Origin of the sequence: Streptomyces qinglanensis, assembly GCF_900111245.1 — a bacterium.
Lineage (GTDB): Bacteria > Actinomycetota > Actinomycetes > Streptomycetales > Streptomycetaceae > Streptomyces > Streptomyces qinglanensis.
The window spans coordinates 106,603-127,316 of sequence record NZ_FOGO01000011.1; the positions used below are offsets into that span (position 1 = coordinate 106,603).

Below are 20,714 nucleotides of genomic sequence, written 5' to 3' on the forward strand. Positions count from 1 at the left end.
ACGGACCAAAGAAAAGACCCGGAGCAAGGTCCGCAAGGGGCTCACATGGATGCGGCTGGGGGTCCTAGGGGGCGAAGCCCACTAGCGGGGGGCTGTTGGGGGGCGGAGCCGCCCCAACGCCCGTCCGGCGAGGACAACGGGGGCTCGGGGGCGAAGCCCCCGACAACGAAGCCGCACCCGGCGAACAACAGACGGGGAAACGCACCCCGCGAAGGGCAACGCACTCCGCAAGGGAAACGCACCCCGCGAAGGGGACCGCACCCCGCGAAGGGGACCGCGCCCCCGCAAGGGGCCGCCGGGGAAGAGTGCGTATGGTGCGGACGATGGGACGCATGCGGATCGTACCGACGGCAACGGCAGTGGCCATGGCCCTCGCCACGACGGCCTGCGGGGCCAGCGACCCCGCAGAGCCGCACCCGGAGGCGAAGCCGACCGCGCACTTCACGGCGGACCATCCGGTCGCCCGCGCGGACGAGCAGGTGCATGTACGGCTCGAAGGGCTCGCCCCGGGCACGAAGGTCAGGATCACCGCCGGGGCGGAGGACCGGCACGACCAGCGGTGGGCCGCGGCGGTACGGCGGACGGCCGACGAGGACGGCGCCGTCGACCTGGGCAGCCGCGGCACGGCGGGCCTGCTGGAGCGCATGCTGCCGACCGGCGGCCGGGCGAAGAAGCTGATCGGCAGCGGTAAGACGTTCTCGTACCACCCGGGCCCGCCCGGCCGGCAGCGCGCCTACTCGGTGCGGCTCAGCGCCACCGCGCTGTCCGGGAAGGACAAGGGCGAGCGGGTGGCACGCCGCGATCTGGTCCGGCAGTGGCTGACCAAGGGCACCACGCACCGTGAGCTGACCGTCGCCAGGGACAAGGTGGCGGGCGATCTCTACCTGCCGCCCGAAGGACGGGGCGGCGACAGCGCGAAAGCCCCCGTGCTGGTGTTCGGCGGCTCGGAGGGCGGCAACTCCGGTACGTACACGGCGGCGCTGCTCGCCTCGCACGGGCACCCGGCGATGTCGGTGTGCTACTTCCGGTGCGGGAAGGATTCCGGGCGCCCGAACGGCATCGACAGCATCGATCTGGACTACTTCACGCGGGCCGGGCGACTGCTCCGGAAGCAGCAGGGCGCCGCCCCGGAGAAGCTGGCCGTGATGGGCAACTCGCGCGGCAGCGAGGCCGCGCAGTTGCTCGGGCAGCGCCGCCCCGACGTGTTCCACGACGTGATCGCGTACGCGCCGTCGGCGAAGGTCAACGGCCCCTATCTGAGCGGCACCACCGCCTGGACCGACCATGGGGAGCCGGTGCCGACCGGGCCGATCCCGCTGGACCGGGTGCGCGGCACGGTGCTCGCCGTCGCGGGCGGCAACGACAGGATGTGGGGCTCGGCCGCCTCCGCCGCCGCCATGGCCCGGCAGGGTGCGAAGAAGCTGGTGTATCCGGACGCCGGACACCATGTGAACTGGTTTCCGCTCGGCCAGCCGGGCCAGGAGGGCGGCCGGAACGGCGCCGTCGCCGCCACCGCGGAGGCGGACCAGGCCGCACGCAGCAGCTCCTGGCCGCGGGCTCTCGACCTGCTGGACAGCTGAGCGACGGCCCGCACAGCGGACGGGCGACGGCCCACGCAGCAGGCGAGCCGCGGCCCGCACAACGCACCCCGCGCTATGCCGTCTTCGCGGCGAGGGTGACGACGGTGATGTCCGAGTCGGCGCCGACGCGGACCGGCGGGCCCCAGGCACCCGCGCCGCGGGTGACGTAGAGCTGGGTGTCGCCGTAGCGTTCGAGTCCGGCGACGGTCGGGTTGGCGAGCGCCGCGAGATGGTTGCCGGGCCACAGCTGGCCGCCGTGGGTGTGGCCGGAGAGCTGGAGGTCGACGCCGTGGTCCACGGCCTCGTGGACCTGCACCGGCTGGTGCGCCATGAGCACGCAGGCCCGTTCGGCGTCCCGGTCGCGGAGTGCCCGGTCGAAGTCGGGTCCCTCGCCCTGGTCCTCGCCGGCGAGGTCGTTGACCCCGGCGAGGTCGAAGCCGGGCAGTTCGCGGCGGGCGTTCTCCAGCGGGTGGACGTTCAGTTCCCGCAGGTGGTCGATCCATGCGCGGGCGTCGCCGAAGTACTCGTGGTTGCCCGTCACGAAGAACGTCCCGTGCCGGGAGCGCAGCTCGCGCAGCGGCTCGGCGGCGGGGCCGAGGTGCGCGACGCTGCCGTCGACCAGGTCGCCGACGATCGTCACCAGGTCGGGCTGGGTGCCGTTGATGGTGTCGACGATCCGCCGCGTGTGGCCGCGGCCCAGGATCGGCCCGAGGTGGATGTCGCTGACGACGGCGACGCGGTAGCCGTGGGTGCGGCGGCCGAGCTTGGCCAGCGGGACGGTGACGTGCTTGAGGGTCGGCCCGTTCAGCACGCTGTAGGCCCCTGCGCCGGTGGTGCCCAGCCCGGCGGCGCCCGCTGTGACGGCGAGCGTACGGGCGAGGAAGACGCGGCGGGAGGGTACGGGCGCGGCGAGGGGCACGGTGTGCGCCCCGTCGCCGGACGGCCCGGCGACGGCGGATCCGGTCGCACCGGCTTCCGCGGGGGCAGGGCCGGCTTCCCCTGCGACAGGGCCGGTTTCCGCGGCGGCGGGACCGGCGTCCGCCGAGACGGCCGCCCCGGTGGACGGGGACGGGCCGCCCGCAGGGGTGACCGGCTCCGCGACGCGCGCCGACTCCTGCACAACCGGGGCCGGCTCCGCGGCCGGGGCCTGGACCGACCGTGCCCTTCCCCACGGAGTGCGCCGCAGGACGAACCGCACCAGCTCTCCGGCGAGCAGCGCCAGGGTCAGGTAGAGCAGGCAGGCCAGCCAGAGGAAGCCCGGCCAGGCGAGTATCTGCTCCATCAGGAAGGGGGCGCCGGCCCGGCCGGAGACGAGCGCGCCGAGGGTGGTGACCGGCAGCAGTACCGCTAGCACGGTGCCAAGGCGGCGCCACACGCTGCCGGGCGCGGACACGTCGCGTACGAAGCGCCGCCACAGGTACAGGTGCGTACCGGCCAGCAGGCCCAGCACGACGAGCCCGATCAGTACGAACACAGCCGCCATGTCAGTCGTCCTCCCCCTCGTCTCCCCCGCTCACCGGATTCCGCGCCCGCCTCAGGTGCGCCGGGCCGCCCGCAGTCCGCGCAGTCCGAGCACGCCGATGGCCGTTCCCAGCAGGAACGAGGTGATCGCCAGCAGCAGGTGGACCCAGAAGTAGCCCGTGGGCGCTCCGGCGTCGTCGAAGGCCAGTCCGCTGCTGTCCTTCCAGAGATTCTTGACGAAGGTGATCCACACGAACCAGGACCAGACGCCGAAGGCGAGCAGGAACCAGGAGACGCGCCGGGAGAGCACCAGCCCGGTGCGCCGCCGGGCCGGGGGCTCCGGCACCGGGCCGGGGTCCGCGGTGGGCGGGGTGGTGGAGGCGTCGCGCATGATGTCCAGTATGGCCAGTGTGCCGCCGGTGGCCGCCGGGCGCCCCCCTGGAAGGCCCGCGGGATGGTCCGCGGAGGTCCGGTGCGCTGCCCCCCACCCCCCCATTGGCCTACGGCACTGGGCGAGTTGGGCTACTTGGATCCGTGGTTGGCGGGCCTCGGCGTCCCCGGCGCGCCGATGGGCCTGTACGTTCGCAGGGTGCCCATTTCTTCGCATTATTCAGCTCCCGCCGCGCGCACGCGGCGTGCGGCCGCGCGCGGTGGCCTCGCATCCGCCGCCCTGGCCCTCTGTCTGCTGGCCGCCGCGGGTGCCCAGCCCTCCTATGCAGACGAGAACGAGCCGGGCGGCAAGCCTGCCGAGCCGAAGCCTCCCGCGCAGATGTCGACCATCGGCGGCGAGCAGCTCGGCCGGCCGGGCACCCAGGTGAACCTGAAGAAGGGGGCACCCGAGCTGCCCGAGAAGCTCTCGGGGCGTTCGTGGATCGTCTCGGACGCGGAGTCGGGCAAGGTGCTGGCCGCGCACAACGCGCACTGGCGGCTGCCTCCGGCCAGCACCCTGAAGATGCTCTTCGCCGACACGGTGCTGCCCAAGCTGCCCAAGGACCGCAACCACAAGGTGGTCTCGTCGGACCTGGAGGGGATGGGCGAGGGCAGCAGTCTCGTCGGGGTGAAGGAGGGCGAGTCGTACACGGTGCACGACCTGTGGCTCGGCGTCTTCCTGCGCTCGGGCAACGACGCGGTGCACGTGCTCTCGGCGATGAACGGCGGCGTGCCGAAGACGGTGCGGGAGATGAACGAGAAGGCCCGCGCGCTGCATGCCGACGACACCGAGGTGCTCAGCCCGGACGGCTACGACCACAAGGGCCAGGTCTCCTCCGCCTACGATCTGACGCTGTTCGCGCGCTCCGGGCTGCAGAACGAGGAGTTCCGCGAGTACGCGGCCACCGCCACCGCGAAGTTCCCCGGCGAGACGAAGAAGGACAAGAAGACCGGGAAGACCAAGCGCGGGAGCTTCCAGATCCAGAACACCAACCGGCTGCTGACCGGTGACGTCGGTGTCGACCCCTACCCGGGGATCGCGGGCGTCAAGAACGGCTTCACGACGAACGCGGGCAACACCTTCACCGGCGTCGCGCAGCGCGGCGACCGGGTACTGCTGGTGACGGTGATGCACCCGGACGCGAAGGAGGCGCACAGCGTCTACAAGGAGGCCGCCAAGCTGCTGGACTGGGGTTTCGACGCGGACGGCAAGGTCGAGCCGGTCGGTCTCCTCGCGGCACCGGGCAGCGCGACGAACGGCGGGGGCGCACCGGCGGGCAAGGACGGCGAGGCGGGCGGCTCGGGGTCCCGGGCCGCCGCGCACGCCGCCGACAAGCCCTCGGGCGGTGCCGGTACCGCGCTGGGGATCATGGCCGGTGTTCTGGTCGTCCTGGCTCTGGTGGCGTACGGGGTGCACCGCCGCTGGCCGCTTCCGGAGCTGGCCCGCCGCCGTCGCGGGTGACGGCGGTGCCACCGGTGGTCCCCTGGCCGCCGGTGGCGTCCGGACCGGTACTGCCGTCGCCGGCGGTGTCCTGCCCCTCTTCGCCGGTGGCGTCCGGGTCGTCCTGGCCGGTGTCCGGACCGGCGGGAGACTCCTCCTCGCCGGTGGCCGTGCCACTGCCGGGGGTGGCCTGGCTGCCCTCGGCGACCTCGCCGCCGCGGCTCGTCTCGCCTTCCGGCGCCGTGTCGTCCTCGTGGGCGGCATCACCGCCCCCGGCGGCCTCGCCCCCGGCGGCCTCCTCGTCGGCGGCCTCCTCGTCGGGTGAGTCCTCGCCGCTCGCGGCCAGGTCCCTGATCGGCTGCCGGTCCTCGGGGCCTCCGTCGGGCGCCGGTGCCGTGGCCGTCCAGGCCGCGCAGTAGAGCAGCAGCTTGGTCATGAAGCTGATCCACAGCAGCAGCGCGATGGGGACGCCGAAGGCGCCGTAGAGGTTCTTGGCGGCCACCTGCTGCAGGTAGCCGCCGAGCAGCAGCTTCAGCAGTTCGAAGCCCACCGCGCCCTGCAGGGCTGCGGCCACCGTCGCGCGGCGCGGCGGTCGCACCCGGGGCAGCAGGGTGAGCACATACCACAACAGCAGGAAGTCGGCGGCGACGGCCGCCGCGTAGGCGGCCGTGCGCAGCAGTACCGTGCCCACTCCGCCCTCGGCCAGCGCCAGGCGCTCGGCGACCCGGGTGACGGCGGTCACGGCGAAGGCGGAGCCGCCGAAGGAGACCAGCCCGACGACGCCGAGGCCCAGCAGGATGCCGACGTCGACCGCGCGACGCACGACGAGGTTGCCGGGGTCCTCCTCCAGGTCCCACATGGCCCGCAGGCTCTCGCGCAGCACGCCGACCCAGCGGCCGCCGGTGAGCAGCAGCAGTCCGCCCGCGATGCCGCCGACGGTGCCCGCGTTGTCCACCAGCGACTGGAGTTCCAGTTGGTCGGAGATGCCGGGCACCTGCTCGGTCAGGGTGTTCTGGAGCCGGGTCATCTGGCCGTGCGAGAGCAGCGCGGCCGCCACGGCCGCGCCCACGGCGAGCATCGGGAACAGCGCGAGGAAGCTGTTGAAGGTGATGGCGGCGGCGAGCCGGGTCCACTTCCGGGTGTCCAGGTGCTCGTAGATCCGCCAGAGGCGGGTGGTGCGGAGCCGGGCGAGGGACGAGCCCACGATCGGCAGCTTCGTCAGTCTTTCCACACCAGCCACCTGCCCAGCCCTGCGCGCTCCAGCCGTCACCGGACGGTATCGCGTACCGCATGCCGGGAGCGGCCTGCCCTCGTCGGCGTTCCCCGTCCGGGGGAGGCGCTCAGAGTGTGGCGGGCGGGCGCGCCGCCGAGCGCCGCTGGTACGGCGGGCGGCAGGTCCCGGACGGGAGGGTGACCTCGAAGGCCGGCGCGGCCTCCACCCCGGGGCCCTGCGGATGGCCGGGCCCGGCCGCCGGGCCCGGGCCGGCGCTCGGGTGCTGTGCGAACGGGAACTCGCGCTTGAGCCGCCACACCTGGTCGGCGCCCTGCTCGTAGAGGGCGAAGCCGGCCGCCGTCCAGGCGCACTCGAAGTCGGCCAGCTCCCGGTGGGCGCGGTCCATGGCGGGCTCCGGGATGCCGTGCGCGACCGTCACGTGCGGGTGGTACGGGAAGTGCAGGACGCGGTCGAGCGGGCCCTGCGGGTCGCGGACCTGCTCCTGGAGCCGGGAGCAGGCCGTGGCGCCCTCGACGACCTGCACGAAGACCACCGGTGAGAGCGGCCGGAAGGTGCCGGTGCCGGAGAGCCGCACCGGGAAGGCCCGTCCGGCCAGCGCCACGGCCGCGAGGTGCGCCTCGATCTCGGGCCGGGCGGAGGCGGGCACCTCGGTGGGCGGCAGCAGCGTGATGTGGGTGGGGATGCCATGGGCGGCGGCGTCACCGAAAGAGGCCCGCTGCGCCTGGAGCAGTGTGCCGTACGGCTCCGGGACAGCGAGCGATACGCCGAGGGTGACGGTCGCTCCCGCGCCCATAGGTTCTCCCTTCACTGCCTGCCGGGCACGAGGCCCACCTTGTCGTACACGGTCCGCAGCGTCTCGCTCGCCACGGCCCTGGCCTTCTCCGCGCCGTCGGCCAGGATCTTGTCCAGCGCCGCCGGGTCGTCCATGAATTCCTGCGTCCGGGTGCGGAACGGTGTCACCCAGTCCGTGACGATCTCCGCGAGGTCCGTCTTCAGCGCACCGTAGCCCTTGCCCGCGTACTTATCCTCCAGTTCCTGGATTCCGGAACCGGTGAGCGTGGCGTAGATCGTCAGCAGGTTGCTGATGCCGGGCTTCTTGTCCTGGTCGAACCGGATGACGGTGTCGGTGTCGGTGACCGCGCTCTTGATCTTCTTCGCGGTGGTCTTCGGCTCGTCCAGCAGCTCGACGAGGCCCTTGGGGGTGGACGCCGACTTGCTCATCTTGACCCCGGGGTCCTGGAGGTCGTAGATCTTCGCCGTCTCCTTGAGGATGTATGCCTCGGGGACCGGGAAGGTGGCGCCGTACCGCCCGTTGAAGCGCTCGGCGATGGTGCGGGTCAGCTCCAGGTGCTGGCGCTGGTCCTCGCCGACCGGGACCTGGTGGGCCTGGTAGACCAGGATGTCCGCGACCATCAGCGCGGGGTAGGTGAACAGCCCGACGCTGGTGTGGTCGGTGCCCTGCTTGGCCGACTTGTCCTTGAACTGCGTCATGCGCGCGGCCTCGCCGAACCCGGTGAGGCACTCCACGATCCAGCTCAGCTGGGTGTGCTCGGGAACGTGGCTCTGCAGGAAGAGGGTGCACCGCTGCGGGTCCAGTCCGGCGGCCAGGAGCTGTGCTGCGGCCAGCCGGGAGTTGTCACGCAGGTCGGCCGGGTCCTTGGGGATCGTCAGGGCGTGCAGGTCGACGACCATGTAGAAGGCGTCGTGAGTCTCCTGGAGGGCCACCCACTGGCGCACGGCGCCGAGGTAGTTGCCGAGATGGAACGAACCGGCAGTGGGCTGGATACCGGACAGCACACGAGGACGATCATTGACCATGCCGCCATTCTCTCAGGTGTCCGGACCGGCCGGTGCCCCCGTCCCGGGTGACCTGGGGCACGGGAGCGGTCCGCGGGAGCATGCGGGCCCGGCACGGAGGCACGGAGGCACGGGGGCTCACGGCCCGGGCGGGGGCGCGCGGAGGAACTGATCGGGCGCTCCCACACCCACCGCCTGCCGAGGGACGATAGAAAGGTGCGGCCCCACCGGGCAGGTACGCCGGTATGCACGGAGGAACGGAGACGACGATGTCGACGCAGCCCACCCTCTCAAGCGCCTCGAGCGCGCAGAGCATCGCCACAGCGGAGGCTCACAGCGCGCACAATTACCATCCCCTCCCTGTCGTCATCGCCACCGCGGACGGCGCGTGGGTGACCGACGTCGAGGGCCGCCGCTATCTCGACATGCTGGCCGGTTACTCGGCGCTGAATTTCGGCCACCGCAACCCGCGCCTGATCGAGGCGGCCAAGGCCCAGCTCGACCGGGCCACCCTCACCTCCCGCGCCTTCCACAACGACCGCTTCGCGGACTTCGCCGCGCAGCTCGCGGAGCTGTGCGGCATGGAGATGGTGCTGCCCATGAACACCGGCGCCGAGGCGGTGGAGACCGCGGTCAAGACGGCGCGCAAGTGGGGCTACCAGGTCAAGGGGGTCCCCGACGGGCAGGCGAAGATCGTCGTCGCCGCCAACAACTTCCACGGCCGCACCACGACGATCATCAGCTTTTCCACCGACGAGGAGGCCCGAGCCGACTACGGACCGTACACGCCGGGCTTCGAGGTCGTCCCCTACGGCGATCTCGCGGCGCTGGAGGAGGCCGTCGACGCGCACACGGTGGCCGTCCTCCTGGAGCCGATCCAGGGCGAGGCGGGCGTTCTGGAGCCTCCGCCCGGGTACCTCGCCGGGGTCCGTGAGCTGACCCGCTCCCGCGGGGTGCTGTTCATCGCCGACGAGATCCAGTCCGGCCTCGGCCGCACCGGCGCCACCTTCGCCTGCGAGCAGGAGGGCGTCGTCCCCGACATGTACGTGCTGGGCAAGGCGCTGGGCGGCGGCGTGGTGCCCGTCTCGGCCGTCGTCTCCACCCGCGAGGTGCTGGGCGTCTTCCGCCCCGGCGAGCACGGCTCGACGTTCGGCGGCAACCCGCTGGCCTGCGCGGTGGCGCTGGAGGTCCTGGACATGCTGCGCAGCGGCGAGTACCAGCAGCGCGCCAAGGACCTGGGCGAGCACCTGCACCGGGAGCTTCGCGGGCTCCCGACCACGGCCGTCCGCGAGGTCCGCGGCCGCGGCCTGTGGGCGGGGGTCGACATCGACCCGTCGTACGGCACCGGCCGCGAGATCTCCGAACGGCTGCTGGCCCGCGGGGTCCTGGCCAAGGACACCCACGGCTCCACCATCCGGCTGGCCCCGCCGCTGTGCATCTCCCGGGAGGACCTGGACTGGGGCCTGGACCAGCTCAGGTCCGTGCTCACGAGCTGACCCCGCTGCCGCGGCCGACACGGCCCGCACGGCACGGCGCCGCCGCCCGGTCCCTCCGGGCGGCGGCGCCGTGTGCGTCGCGGGTGACCTGCTGGGTCACTCCTTGAACGTCGTGGTGTGGCAGATGTTGCCGGGGCCGTTCCAGCAGATCACCATCTTGTACGTCCACGGGTGGGTGATCTCGCGCTTCATGTAGTCGCACCCCGCGTCCCCGCCGTCGTCGACGGTGCCCATCAGCGCCCACGGCCCCTGGTCGATGTAGAGCCGCCCGGTGACGCCGTAGCCGTCCTTCTGCGTGTCGCAGATCTTGAACGTGTCCGGGTCGGGGTCCAGGTGTGCCATGTAGCCGACCTGGTGGCCGTCGATGTCGCTCAAGATGTTGTACGTGTCCCCGGCGGCGGCCGACCCGGTCACCCCGATGACCAGCCCCACAGCGGCACATGAGACAGCGAATGCACGGGCCACTCGTCTCCTGAGCACGTTCGAACTCCTCCCGGTCAGCTGAAATCTTGTCGGGAACACAACATCATCTACACGTGTGCGTCAAGAGTGTGCACAGACAGTGAAGACCGTCGGAGCCGACTCTCATCCCCGACACCGCAGACGACCCGAACTGCACCGGGAGGCACGGGACTTCGTGACTGCCCGACGGGCAGGGCCGCCACCTGCGGCGCTCCTACGGACCGCCCGACCCGCACGCCAGCGCCCCGCACAGGGCGTCCAGCGCGGCGGTGCAGGCGTGTTCGGGCGGGGTGCCGTAGCCGACCACCAGCGCCGGGTCCGGCGGCGGCTGGGCGGGGGCCGCCGGGTGCCGGAAGGCGGACAGCGGGTCGAGGGCGACCCCGGCGCGGTGCAGCGCGCGCAGGGCGTCCGCTTCCGTCGTGCCCGGCGGCAGACGGAGGAGGGCGTGCAGGCCCGCGGCGATACCGGTGGCACGCACCTCGGGGACGCGGGCGGCCAGTCGGCCGACGAGTCGGTCGCGGCGTGCGCGGTAGCGCTGCCGCATGGCGCGTACGTGACGGTCGTAGGCGCCGCGTTCCAGGAAGTCCGCGAGCGTGAGCTGGTCGAGGGCGCCGGTGGTCCACTCCGCAGGCGTCTTCGCCGCCAGCACCGCCTCCACGAGGTGGTCGGGCAGCACCATCCAGGCCAGCCGCAGAGCCGGCGCCAGGGCCTTGCTGGCGGTGCCCAGATGGACGACCCGGTCGGGGTCGAGCCCCTGCAAAGCCCCCACGGGCTCCCTGTCGTACCGGAACTCGCCGTCGTAGTCGTCCTCCAGCACCAGCCCGCCGGTCCGCCCGGCCCAGTCCACGACCGCCGCCCTGCGGTCGGGATGCAGCGGGACGCCGACCGGGTACTGGTGCGCGGGGGTCAGCAGCACGGCGCGGACGCCGGCGAAGCGCGGCTCGGAGTCCAGCAGCGGGGTGCGGGCGCCGTGCGCGTCCACCGGCAGCGGACGGGTGCGGCCCGGGGCGGACTCCAGCAGTTCGCGGTGGAAGGGCAGCCCGTACTCCTCGACGGCCAGCTCCCCCGGCACCGCGCGGGCCAGCAGCGCCAGCCCCTGCCCGAAACCGGCGCACACCACGATGCGTTCCGGCGCCGCGCGCACCCCGCGGGACCGGGCCAGGTAGTCGGCGAGGGCCCGCCGCAGCTCCGCGGTGCCGCGCGGATCGCCGTGCGAGAAGGCGGCCGCGGGCGCGGCGGTCAGCGCGCGGCGCGCCGAGGCCAGCCAGGCCGAGCGCGGGAACGCCGAGACATCCGGCGCCCCGGTGCGCAGATCGTGCCGGGGGCGCTCAGCGCAGCGCCGGTACCGCGAGAGCACACCGCTTCCGGCGCCGCCGGGCCGGTGCGGGGTGCGCGGGCGGCCGGGCGGCAGCGGCTCCGCGCGCTCCGCCACCCGGGTGCCCGACCCCTGCCGCGCCGACAGCCACCCCTCCGCGACGAGTTCGGCGTACGCGGCGGCGACCGTGTTGCGGGCCAGCCCGAGGTCGGCGGCGAGCGCGCGGGAGGACGGCAGCCGGGTGCCCGGGGTGAGCCGTCCGCTGCGGACCGCGTCGCGGAGGGCGGCCAGCAGGGCGGCGCGAGGCCGGTGCGTGCCGGAATCGCCGGTCGGGCCGAGGGCCAGGTCCAGGTGGAGGTCGCTGCCGGTGCGGGGCGCGCGGGATGCGCGAGACGCCCGGGAGCCGGCCCCGGAAGAAGAATTGGCCCACGAATCTGCCATGGAAGTGGACCATACACATGAACCACTTCCGCATAGGCTCGCAGCCATGACGACCACACCGCGGATGGACATCTGGCAGACCGCCCCCCGGATGATGAAGGGCATGTACGCCTTCCAGCAGGCCGCCTCGGCGGCGGGGCTCGAACCCGTGATCGGCGAGCTGGTCAAGATCCGCGCCTCGCAGATCAACCGCTGCGCCTACTGCCTGGACATGCACCTCGCCGACGCCCGCAAGGCGGGCGAGTCGCAACTGCGGCTGGACCTGCTCGCCGCCTGGGAGGAGAGCGGCGACCTGTTCACGGAGCGGGAGCAGGCCGCACTCGCCCTGACGGAGGCCGTCACCGAACTGACGGACGGCTTCGTGCCCGACGCGGTGTACGCGCGCGCCGCCGCGCACTTCGAGGAGGCCGAACTCGCGGCGCTGATCGGGCAGATCGTGGCCATCAACGCCTGGAACCGGTTCAACGTGACCGTGCGGGGCCTTCCGCAGAGCCTGCACGACAGCGGTCGGACCGCCTGATGCGCACCGCGGACCACGCTGCGGCTGCGGCCCGGCTCCGCCGCCTGCACCACGACCGGAAGCCGGGCGAGGCGCTGGTGCTGCCCGGCGCCTGGGACCCGGCCTCCGCCCGGATCTTCGCCCAGGCGGGGTTCTGCGCGCTGGCCACCCCCAGCGCCGGGGTGGCGGCCTCGCTCGGACACGAGGACGGCGCATGCCCCGCCGACGAGATGTTCGCAGCCGTCGCCCGGATCACCCGCGCCGTCACCATCCCGGTGAGCGCGGACATCGAACGGGGATACGGGCTGCCCCCGGCCGAGATCGCCGCGCGCCTCCGTGCCGCCGGAGCTGTCGGCTGCAACCTGGAGGACTCGGCGGACGGAGTGCTGCTGCCGACCGAGGAGCAGGCCGGCTTCCTGGCGGACGTACGGGCCGCGCTGGGCTCCGCACCCTTCCTGAACGCACGGATCGACGTCTACATCCGGGGCGCCGAGGAGCCGCTCGCGGAGGCGCTGGCACGGGGCAGCGCCTACGTCGCGGCGGGCGCGGACGGGGTGTATCCGATCGGCGCACCGACGGAGGACCTCGCGGTCCTCGCCCGCGCGCTGCCGGTGCCGGTCAACGCGCTGGCCCAGGAAGACGGCCCCCACCCCGCGGAGCTGGCCGCCGCCGGTGCGGCGCGGGTCACCTTCGGCGGCGGCCTCGCGGCCCGCGCCTACGCGGGCGTCCAGGCCCTCGCGGACCACCTGCTCGCCTCCTGACGCCGGGCGCCCCCTTGCGGGGGCGCCGCAACGGACGGTGTTGCGGCGGTCTCCTCTCGCGTCCGTCCCGATGCGCTGAGGACCACGGACGAAGTTGGCGCTTGCCGCACCCAACTCCTTCCGCAGCAGGCCCGAAAGGCTCCGGAGCGCGGCGCGGATGTCAGCCGCCGCAGCAGCTCTCGCGGAGTGCGAGGCGACGTTCCCGCGATGCGCACTCCGCCCACTGACATCGCGCAGGGGCTGTACAGCAGACCCGGATCGTTCCCCCCTCGGTATGCAACTCGCGTCTGTTGTCTGCGAGCAAAAATTTCCGAGCGGAATGTGTGCGCCCTCTGGATCTGAGTCGCCACGGTGTGGAACCGTCGCAGGCGCTTCCGGCCAGAGCGGTCGGGGGCTGATTCCCAGGGGGGAAGATGCTGTTACGTGCTTCAGGCACGTCCATGTGGCGTGCCCGAAAACAGTCCAGACGTTCCGTCACTGCCGCGATCGCCCTGCTGGCGGCTACCGCGACCGGCGCGGCGGCGCTTCCGGCCACCGCGAGTGCCGCGGCCCCGGCGAAGGGGGCGCCGGGTTCGGCGTGGGGCACGAGCCGGCCGGACGCAAAGGTCCCGCCGGTGAAGGTGGGAGAGACCGAACCGGCCGCCGACGAGGATGAGGCCGAGCCCTCCCCGGAGGTGGCGGCCTGGCGCACGGCGCAGCAGGAACGCGCCGATCGGCCGTCCGGCGCCACCGAGGAGAAGAAGACACGAAAGTCCGCAGCGGCCGCGTCGGACGTCGTACCGGAAGGACAGGGGGACGTTCCCTGGCACGGGATATCCGACTTCCGGATCACCGACTCCCTGGTGGCCCGGGTCAACTACTCGACCGGCAACCTGATGCTGGCGGCGACCGACTTCGACATCTCCGGCGTCGGCCGGAGACTGCAACTCACCCGCACGTACAACTCGCTCGACGCCCCCTGGGGCAGAATGTCGCAGCGCTGGTGGCAGGGGTATGAGCGCTACCTGCACCTCGCCGACGACGAGGTCGTCCTCTACGGCAAGACCGGCGAGAGTCTCCGTTTCGCCAAGGACGGCGACGCGTACACCACGCCCAAGGGCTACTCCGAGGATCTGGAGAAGAACTCGGACGGCACCTACACCCTCACCGACCGCAAGTCGGGCGTGAAGGACACCTACAACGAGTACGGCAGTCTGACGAAGATCACCGACAGGAACCACGGCGAGATCACCGTGGCCCAACACGACGAAGACGGCGAGAACAAGGGCTTCAAGCTCACCGGCAAGCGTTCGGGGCGCTGGATCGACCTGGTGAAGACGGACGCCTCGCAGTGGCAGGCCAAGGACCACACTGGCCGCACCGCCGTCTTCGACCTCAACAGCGCGGGCGACCTGGCCAAGACCACCGACACCGAGGGAAAGACCACCACCTTCGGCTACGACTCCTCCCGCCGTCTGACGAGGATCACCACGCCGGAGGGGCGGGTGACGGTCTTCACCTACGACGACCGGAACCGGGTCACCTCCATGCTGCGGGCCACCCACTTCAACGGTGACGAGCACGCGGGCCCCACCTACCGCTACAGCTACACCGCCGACGCCCCGGACAAGGCGGGCACCACAACCGTCACCGACCCGCTGGGCGACGCGACCGAGTACGAACACAACAGCGACGGCGAGGTCTCCGAGGTCACCGACCCGCTGGGGCACCACCGTTCCCGCACCTATGACGCCAACCGCAACCTGGCCACCGCCACCGACGCGATGGGCACCGGCGGCAACCCGGGCAACGTGACCGCCTACGGGTGGGACGGGCGCAACAACCCGACCTCGGCCACGCTGCCCACCGGCGCGACCAGTTCCCTGACCGGCTACCAGACCATCGCCGGGGCCGACCTGCCCGGCACGGTCGAGATGCCCGACGGCCAGGAGACGGAGTACTCCTACGACACCAAGGGCAACACCACCTCCGTCGCGGTATCCGGCGACGGCGGCGGCGAGCGCACCATGGACTACAACGAGACCGACCCGGACTGCGGGGGTTTCGAGGGCCAGGTGTGCTCGGTGACAGACGAGCGGGACAAGAAGACGAAGTTCTCCTACGACGACCACGGCAACCTGACCGAGGCCGACCCGCCCTCCCCGATGGGTGAGACGACCTACACCTATGACGAGAAGGGCCGCCCGGCCACCGTCACCGACGGCCGCGGCATCGAACTCACCTACAGCTACGACCAGCGCGACCGGGTCACCAAGGTCACCGGCCCCTCCAAGACGGTCACCTACCACTACGACGGGGACGGCAACCTGCGCCAGCGCGACGACAGCACCGGTGTGGTCAAGTACGCCTTCGACCCGCTGTCCCGTGAGACCGTGCGCACCCTCCAGGACGGCTCCCAGACGGTGCTGACCTACACCGCCGACGGCAACGTCGCCTCGTACGAGGACCCCGGCGGCACCACCCGGTACCGCTACGACGCTGCCAACCGCCTCACCGACCTGACCGCGCCCGACGGCAAGAAGACCACCTACGGGTACAACAACAACGACACCCGCACCTCCACCACCTACCCCGGTGGCACCGAGCAGGCCATCACGGTGGACAAGTCGAACCGTCCCACCCGGATCAAAGCCACCCACGGTGACACGACGCTGGTCGACCTGTCCTACACCTACAGCTACGCCTCGGGCGGCAAGACGGTCGACGGCACGAAGTTCCGCACCGTCACCGACGCCGTGGACGACCTGAAGCGCACCCACACCTACGACAGCGCGGGCCGCTTCTCCTACGCCGAGGAGACCAAGGACGGCGAGCGGAACAACTCCTGGCAGTACTGCTACGACCCGGCGGGCAACCTCACCTCACAAGGCATCACCGAAGGCTGCCCCCGCGGTACCACCTACGACTACAACGACGCCGGACAGATCACCCAGAAGAACGGCGACTACTCCGGCTGGTCCTACGACCGCGCCGGCAACGAAACCTCCGGCGCCCCCACCCCGCAGACCGCCCGCACCAAGGGCACCTGGTCGGAGTTCTCCCAGCTCACCTCCACCACCGTGAGCGGGAAGACCTACGACGGCCAGTACGCCTCCACGGACAACAGCGAGCGCGTCAAGATCGGTGCCACCTACTTCCACCACGGCCCCCTCGGCCTCTCAGCCACCAGCACCGGCGGCCAGGACACAGGATTCGTCCGCGAAGCGCCGGGCACGCTGAATTCCGTGACGAGGGGCGGGAAGAGCTACTACTACCTGACCGACGCGCTCGGTTCCACGGTGGCGATGGTCGACGAGCAGGGGAAGAAGACAGCCTCGTACTACTACAGCCCCCGCGGTGTCACCATCGCCGACGAAGACGACGGCAAGGGCCAGCCCTACCGCTTCGCCGGCACCTACCAGGACGCCACCGCGATGTACCACATGGGCGCCCGCTACTACGACCCCCGCATCGGCCGCTTCACCCAACCCGACCCCTCCGGCCAGGAAAAGAACCCCTACCTCTACGCCGAAGGCGACCCGGTCAACCGCATCGACCCTGGAGGGCTTCTCGATGTTCCAGGAGCCGTGGGCAAGTTTCAGGATGCAATGGACTTGGTCAGCATAGGAAAAGACCTGGCTTCCGGAGACTTCACAGAGGCAGCCAAGGGTTCTGCAAGTTTCACCGCTGGCTTCGTCGTCGGCACAGTGTGCACGGCAGCCACCGGCCCCGAGACGGGCTTCGTCTCATCCGTCGGCTGCTTTGCGGCCGGAGCCAACACCAGCGCCCTAGTGGAAAGCTGGCTATCCTAGAGAAGGGAAAGAAATGCCACGGCCGGACCTCCCGCCTTCAACACGGAGAGCAATGCTTCAAGTATTTCTGGCATTCGCACTCCTGTATGCCATCTGGTTCCTGGTTGCCGTGACCACCGGGGGTGACATTCTCTCTTCCCTCAGCGCACCTCTGATTCTGGTACCCCCGGGCCTCGGAATTGCCTGGGTGCGTTATCGGAACCTCAAACGCGACTGAGGAACCGGGGTGAGCAATTCCAGAGCAAGGCGGGCGAGAGCGTATATCTGATCTCGAATCAGGCACAGCAGGTCGACACTCGTGGTTGACCGACCTGGCCTGTGCCGGACCCGTCGGTCCCGGCCAGACCCAGGACTCACCAACGAGGAGAAATCGGGTGATCCAAACAGGAAGAGGAAGCCGAAGCTGCGCCGGTGTCGCCCCAACTCTTCAACCCGTCCTGGTCCCACCGGCAGTCCTGCTTGTCGCCACCGGACTCGTAGCCCTGGTTCTCGGACCGATCAGCCGGCAGAAGTGACAGAAGAAATGGGCGAGCCTCACGAGTTCCGGGGTCAGCCCGATGCGGCGATCGCTGGGGGACTTTCGACCGCGGAAGCACTCTTGGGCTGTGACGGACAGCATCTGGATTCTCCCCGCACCCAACGGGCCAGGAACTTGGTCCGGAGCACACGTGCGGAAAGGATCCGAGGGATGCGGCTAGGGGATTCTAAGGGGGCTCCGCCCCCTTAGCGGGGGGCCGAAAACAACAGGGGCGTGCCCCCACAACGCAAACGCACTCCGCGGAGGGGAACCGACCCCGCGAACACGCCCCCCGCGAAGGGAACGCACCGGCCCCCGCGACGACAAGCGTCGCGGGGGCCGGTAGTGCGTGCGGCAGCGGCGACAGCCGCGCCGCGGTGCGGGATCAGTCCTTGGGGATCCACTTCTCCCACGTGGACTTGTTGTCCTTGATCCACTTGGCTGCGGCGTCCTCGGGGTCCATCTTCTTCCCGGCGATCATTCCGGCGACCTCGTTCTGGTCCTTGGTGGACCAGTGGAAGTTCTTGATGAACTCGGCGGCCTTGCTGTCACCGGTCGCGAAGTCCTTGTTCATGAACTTCTCGAGCTGGTTGGTCTCGTAGCCGCACTTCGCCTCGGACGCGGGAACCTCGCAGCCCTTGGTGTACTTGGGGAGCGGAACCTCGACCAGGTCGATCTTCTCGTTCATCCACTGCGGCTCCCACCAGTAGGTGAGGAACGGCTTCTTGGCGTCGTAGAGCCGCTTCAGCTCCTTGAGCTGGGCCGCTTCGGCGCCGGAGGGGATGTGCTTGAACTTGAGCCCGAGGTTCTTGATGAGCTCCTTGTCGTGCTGCGAGTAGGACGGCGCGGCACCGATGAAGTGGCCCAGGTCGCCGCTCTCGGAGGTCTTGAAGTCCTTGTAGTGCTTGTTGAGGTTCTTGTAGCTCTTGAGGATGTCGGGGTGCTTGTCGGCGTAGTACTTCGGCACGAACCAGCCGATGTGGCCGACGACGCCGAGGTCGCCGCCGGAGACGACGGTCTTCTTCTCCTCGACGTACTTCTTCTGCTTCTTCGGGACGCCGTGCCAGTCCTCGAGGATGACGTCGGCCTTGCCGCTGTTGAGCGCGTCGAAGGCGACGGGCTCGTCCATCTGCTTGGCCTCGACCTTGACGTCGAGTTCGTCCTCGAGGAGCTTCTTGACGACGGCCGCGTTGGCGGTGGCGCCCACCCAGGACGGCTCGGCGAGGACGACCTTGTCGTCGCCGCCGCCGCTGGCCTTGGTGTCGGCGGCGCAGCCGGTGGTGAGGGCGAGCACGCCCAGCAGACCGACGCCGGCCACTCCGATGGTGCTTACGCGCTTGATTCTCATGCGAATTTCTCTTTCCTGTGGGACGGGATGGGGGGACCCGTCGGGGGGATCTCGGGGGACGGAGGTCTCAGTCGCGGCTGCGCTTGGCGGCCGGCTGGGACAGGCGGTCGAGCATGATGCCGAGGCAGACGATGGCGATGCCGGCGGGGAAGCCCTGCGAGAGGTCGCCCTTCGACAGGCCGCGGACCACCATGTAGCCGAGTGCGCCGCCGCCGATGAGGCCGGCGATGACGACCATCGACAGCACCAGCACGACGCCCTGGTTGAGGGCGACCAGGATGGATTTCCTGGCCAGCGGCAGCTGTACGCCGAACAACTGCTGCATGCCGGTGGCTCCCAGCGAGTTGGACGCCTCCATGGCGGCCGGGTCCACGTGCCGCAGTCCCTGCGCGGTGATGCGGATGACCGCGGGTGCCGCGTAGACGACCGCGGCGAGGATGCCGCCGGTACGGTTCTGGCCGACCAGCGCGATCACCGGGATCAGGTACACGAACTGCGGCATCGTCTGCATGGTGTCGAGCACCGGCCGCATGATCTTGTCCACCCGCTCGACGCGGGCGCACAGCACGCCGACGAGCACACCGACGACGACGGTCAGGACGAGGCCCGCGAGCACCTGCGAGAGGGTGTCCATGGCCACGTCCCACAGCCGCATCCAGCCGATCAGGGCCAGACAGACCACGCCGGTGAGCGCGGCGCGCCAGGTGCCGACGATCCAGCCGATCACGGCGACGAGCAGGGCCAGCGCCCACCAGGGGGTGGTCTGCAGGCCGTTGCGCAGCGGGTTGAGGACGATCTCGGTGAAGCCCTCGGCCCAGGTGATGGTGCCGCCGAGGAGGGGGATACCGGAGCCCAGGTGGTCGGTGAACCAGTTGACGGCCGTGTCGATGGAGTTGGTGAAGTCGACGACCCAGTTCTCGGGCCACTCGTCTCCGGCGACGGCCGTGCCGACCGCGGCGAACACGGCGGTCAGGGCGGCGATGCCGCCCCAGACGGCCAGCCGGAGCTGTGCTGCCGCGCGGGAGAAGCTCGTGGTGGCGACGTCGTCGAGCCGCTCACCGGCCGCGGCCGTCGTGCGGTCCAGCAGCACGGCCAGCAGCACGACCGCGACGCCCGCGACCAGCGCGTCGCCGATCTTCAGCGCGCCGAGCGCCTCGTAGACCTCGGAGCCCAGGCCGCCGGCGCCGATGAGCGAGGCGAGCACGACCATGGACAGGCACATCATGATCGTCTGGTTGAGGCCCAGCATCATCTGCTTGCGGGCCAGCGGCAGCCGGGCGGTCAGCAGCCGCTGCCGGGAGTCGGCGCCCAGCGAAGTGGCCGCCTCCAGCGCGGTCGGGTCGGCCTGACGCAGGCCGAGGGAGGTGAGGCGGGCCATCGGCGGCGCCGCGTAGATGACCGTCGCGATGAGCGCGGAGGGGACGCCGATGTCGAACATCAGCACCAGCGGCAGCAGGTAGGCGAACGCCGGCATGACCTGCATGGTGTCGAAGACGGGCCGCAGGATCTTCTCGAAGCGGTCCGAGACTCCGGAGGCCAGGCCGAGCAGGGCGCCGAGGAGGGCGGAGAGGATGATCGAGACGATCATCAGCGCCAGCGTCTCCATCGTCGGTTCCCACACGTCCAGCGCCCCGCACACCACGAAGACCGCGAGTGCCGTGCCGCCGGTGCGCAGCGCGCGGCGGGAGCGGTCGGCGCCGCCCGCGGCCCAGGCGATCAGGGTGCCGACGACGATGACGCCGACATAGCTCATCGACTCCAGCAGGCTCAGCAGCGTGTCGTAGGCGGCCTGCGCGAAGTTGCTGATGTGCAGCAGGAAGTACAGGAAGATCCAGTGCGAGTCGCGGTTGTCGACCAGCCAGTTGTCCAGGTCGTTGAGCGGCGACTCCACATCGGCGGTCAGCGAGCGCGGCCAGGTGCCGTCGCCGGTGACCAGTGCGCTGACCACGACGACCAGGGCCGCGACCAGCAGTGCGAGGGTCTTGGGGTTGCCGAGGAAGCGGGCGAGCGCCGAGGGCGGTGCGGCTTCCTGCGGGGCCTCGGCGGGCTCCTTGGAGGAGGGCGCGGGGTTCGCGGCCTCGCCCTTGGTGAGGGTCGGGGAACTCATATCAGTCCCCCGCCGGTATGGACCGCCTCCGCGGT

General features: G+C 71.1%; 14 protein-coding genes and 1 pseudogene. 6 read left to right on the forward strand and 9 right to left on the reverse strand.

Annotated elements, in window-relative coordinates:
• Positions 1–332 precede the first annotated feature (332 nt).
• Complete coding sequence (locus BMX65_RS22115; RefSeq protein WP_239502086.1) at positions 333–1,580, forward strand: acyl-CoA thioesterase/bile acid-CoA:amino acid N-acyltransferase family protein; 1,248 nt, start codon at positions 333–335, stop codon at positions 1,578–1,580.
• 73 nt (positions 1,581–1,653) lie between these two features.
• Here BMX65_RS22115 and BMX65_RS22120 read toward each other — a convergent pair whose 3' ends face one another.
• Entirely contained in the window at positions 1,654–3,063 is a 1,410-nt protein-coding gene (locus tag BMX65_RS22120; protein WP_075002104.1) for a metallophosphoesterase, read from the reverse strand.
• Between the two features lie 51 nt (positions 3,064–3,114).
• Positions 3,115–3,354 (reverse strand): SCO4848 family membrane protein, encoded by a 240-nt coding sequence (locus BMX65_RS22125; RefSeq protein WP_026004335.1) that lies wholly within the window; start codon positions 3,352–3,354, stop codon positions 3,115–3,117.
• 255 nt (positions 3,355–3,609) lie between these two features.
• Here BMX65_RS22125 and BMX65_RS22130 point away from each other — a divergent pair, with 255 nt between their 5' ends.
• Complete coding sequence (locus BMX65_RS22130; protein WP_398762988.1) at positions 3,610–4,932, forward strand: D-alanyl-D-alanine carboxypeptidase family protein; 1,323 nt, start codon at positions 3,610–3,612, stop codon at positions 4,930–4,932.
• Positions 4,933–5,185: 253 nt separating this feature from the next.
• On the opposite strand, the pseudogene BMX65_RS22135 reads toward BMX65_RS22130, so the two are convergent.
• The 3 genes and pseudogenes from BMX65_RS22135 to trpS all read right to left on the reverse strand — a co-directional run.
• Positions 5,186–6,142, reverse strand: a pseudogene (locus tag BMX65_RS22135) (YhjD/YihY/BrkB family envelope integrity protein); the annotation flags it as partial.
• 109 nt (positions 6,143–6,251) lie between these two features.
• Positions 6,252–6,938 (reverse strand): 2'-5' RNA ligase family protein, encoded by a 687-nt coding sequence (locus BMX65_RS22140; protein ID WP_075002107.1) that lies wholly within the window; start codon positions 6,936–6,938, stop codon positions 6,252–6,254.
• Between the two features lie 11 nt (positions 6,939–6,949).
• Positions 6,950–7,963 (reverse strand): tryptophan--tRNA ligase, encoded by a 1,014-nt coding sequence (gene trpS / locus BMX65_RS22145; RefSeq protein WP_037705876.1) that lies wholly within the window; start codon positions 7,961–7,963, stop codon positions 6,950–6,952.
• 248 nt (positions 7,964–8,211) lie between these two features.
• Here trpS and rocD point away from each other — a divergent pair, with 248 nt between their 5' ends.
• Positions 8,212–9,438 carry an ornithine--oxo-acid transaminase gene (gene rocD / locus BMX65_RS22150; RefSeq protein ID WP_075002108.1) on the forward strand — a complete coding sequence of 409 codons (1,227 nt, stop codon included), beginning with the start codon at positions 8,212–8,214 and terminating at the stop codon, positions 9,436–9,438.
• 96 nt (positions 9,439–9,534) lie between these two features.
• On the opposite strand, the gene BMX65_RS22155 is transcribed toward rocD, so the two are convergent.
• Positions 9,535–9,870 carry a hypothetical protein gene (locus BMX65_RS22155; protein ID WP_239502085.1) on the reverse strand — a complete coding sequence of 112 codons (336 nt, stop codon included), beginning with the start codon at positions 9,868–9,870 and terminating at the stop codon, positions 9,535–9,537.
• Positions 9,871–10,114: 244 nt separating this feature from the next.
• Positions 10,115–11,656, reverse strand: a complete 1,542-nt coding sequence (pdxR, locus tag BMX65_RS22160) for a MocR-like pyridoxine biosynthesis transcription factor PdxR (RefSeq protein ID WP_107437553.1) — start codon at positions 11,654–11,656, stop codon at positions 10,115–10,117.
• Between the two features lie 46 nt (positions 11,657–11,702).
• On the opposite strand from pdxR, the gene BMX65_RS22165 reads away from it, so the two are divergent.
• From BMX65_RS22165 to BMX65_RS22175, 3 genes are all read left to right on the forward strand, one after another.
• Positions 11,703–12,176: a carboxymuconolactone decarboxylase family protein gene (locus BMX65_RS22165; protein ID WP_075002110.1), complete on the forward strand. Its 474-nt coding sequence runs from the start codon at positions 11,703–11,705 to the stop codon at positions 12,174–12,176.
• Entirely contained in the window at positions 12,176–12,916 is a 741-nt protein-coding gene (locus BMX65_RS22170; protein ID WP_075002111.1) for an isocitrate lyase/PEP mutase family protein, read from the forward strand. The genes BMX65_RS22165 and BMX65_RS22170 overlap by 1 nt, the downstream gene beginning before the upstream one ends.
• 614 nt (positions 12,917–13,530) lie before the next feature.
• Entirely contained in the window at positions 13,531–16,707 is a 3,177-nt protein-coding gene (locus BMX65_RS22175; protein WP_075002112.1) for an RHS repeat-associated core domain-containing protein, read from the forward strand.
• Positions 16,708–17,609: 902 nt separating this feature from the next.
• On the opposite strand, the gene BMX65_RS22180 is transcribed toward BMX65_RS22175, so the two are convergent.
• Together BMX65_RS22180 and BMX65_RS22185 are read right to left on the reverse strand one after the other, a co-directional pair.
• Positions 17,610–18,572, reverse strand: a complete 963-nt coding sequence (locus BMX65_RS22180) for a glycine betaine ABC transporter substrate-binding protein (protein WP_075002113.1) — start codon at positions 18,570–18,572, stop codon at positions 17,610–17,612.
• A 67-nt stretch (positions 18,573–18,639) separates the two neighbouring features.
• Complete coding sequence (locus BMX65_RS22185) at positions 18,640–20,679, reverse strand: ABC transporter permease (protein ID WP_075002114.1); 2,040 nt, start codon at positions 20,677–20,679, stop codon at positions 18,640–18,642.
• Positions 20,680–20,714: the final 35 nt, after the last annotated feature.

Bases quoted from the DNA above. Each gene is read 5' to 3' on its own strand.
- BMX65_RS22180 (WP_075002113.1), bottom strand. From the start codon at position 18,572: ATGAGAATCAAGCGCGTAAGCACCATCGGAGTGGCCGGCGTCGGTCTG.
- pdxR (WP_107437553.1), bottom strand. From the start codon at position 11,656: ATGGCAGATTCGTGGGCCAATTCTTCTTCCGGGGCCGGCTCCCGGGCG.
- BMX65_RS22170 (WP_075002111.1), top strand. From the start codon at position 12,176: ATGCGCACCGCGGACCACGCTGCGGCTGCGGCCCGGCTCCGCCGCCTG.
- BMX65_RS22115 (WP_239502086.1), top strand. From the start codon at position 333: ATGCGGATCGTACCGACGGCAACGGCAGTGGCCATGGCCCTCGCCACG.
- BMX65_RS22120 (WP_075002104.1), bottom strand. From the start codon at position 3,063: ATGGCGGCTGTGTTCGTACTGATCGGGCTCGTCGTGCTGGGCCTGCTG.
- BMX65_RS22165 (WP_075002110.1), top strand. From the start codon at position 11,703: ATGACGACCACACCGCGGATGGACATCTGGCAGACCGCCCCCCGGATG.
- BMX65_RS22140 (WP_075002107.1), bottom strand. From the start codon at position 6,938: ATGGGCGCGGGAGCGACCGTCACCCTCGGCGTATCGCTCGCTGTCCCG.
- BMX65_RS22130 (WP_398762988.1), top strand. From the start codon at position 3,610: ATGGGCCTGTACGTTCGCAGGGTGCCCATTTCTTCGCATTATTCAGCT.
- rocD (WP_075002108.1), top strand. From the start codon at position 8,212: ATGTCGACGCAGCCCACCCTCTCAAGCGCCTCGAGCGCGCAGAGCATC.
- BMX65_RS22185 (WP_075002114.1), bottom strand. From the start codon at position 20,679: ATGAGTTCCCCGACCCTCACCAAGGGCGAGGCCGCGAACCCCGCGCCC.
- trpS (WP_037705876.1), bottom strand. From the start codon at position 7,963: ATGGTCAATGATCGTCCTCGTGTGCTGTCCGGTATCCAGCCCACTGCC.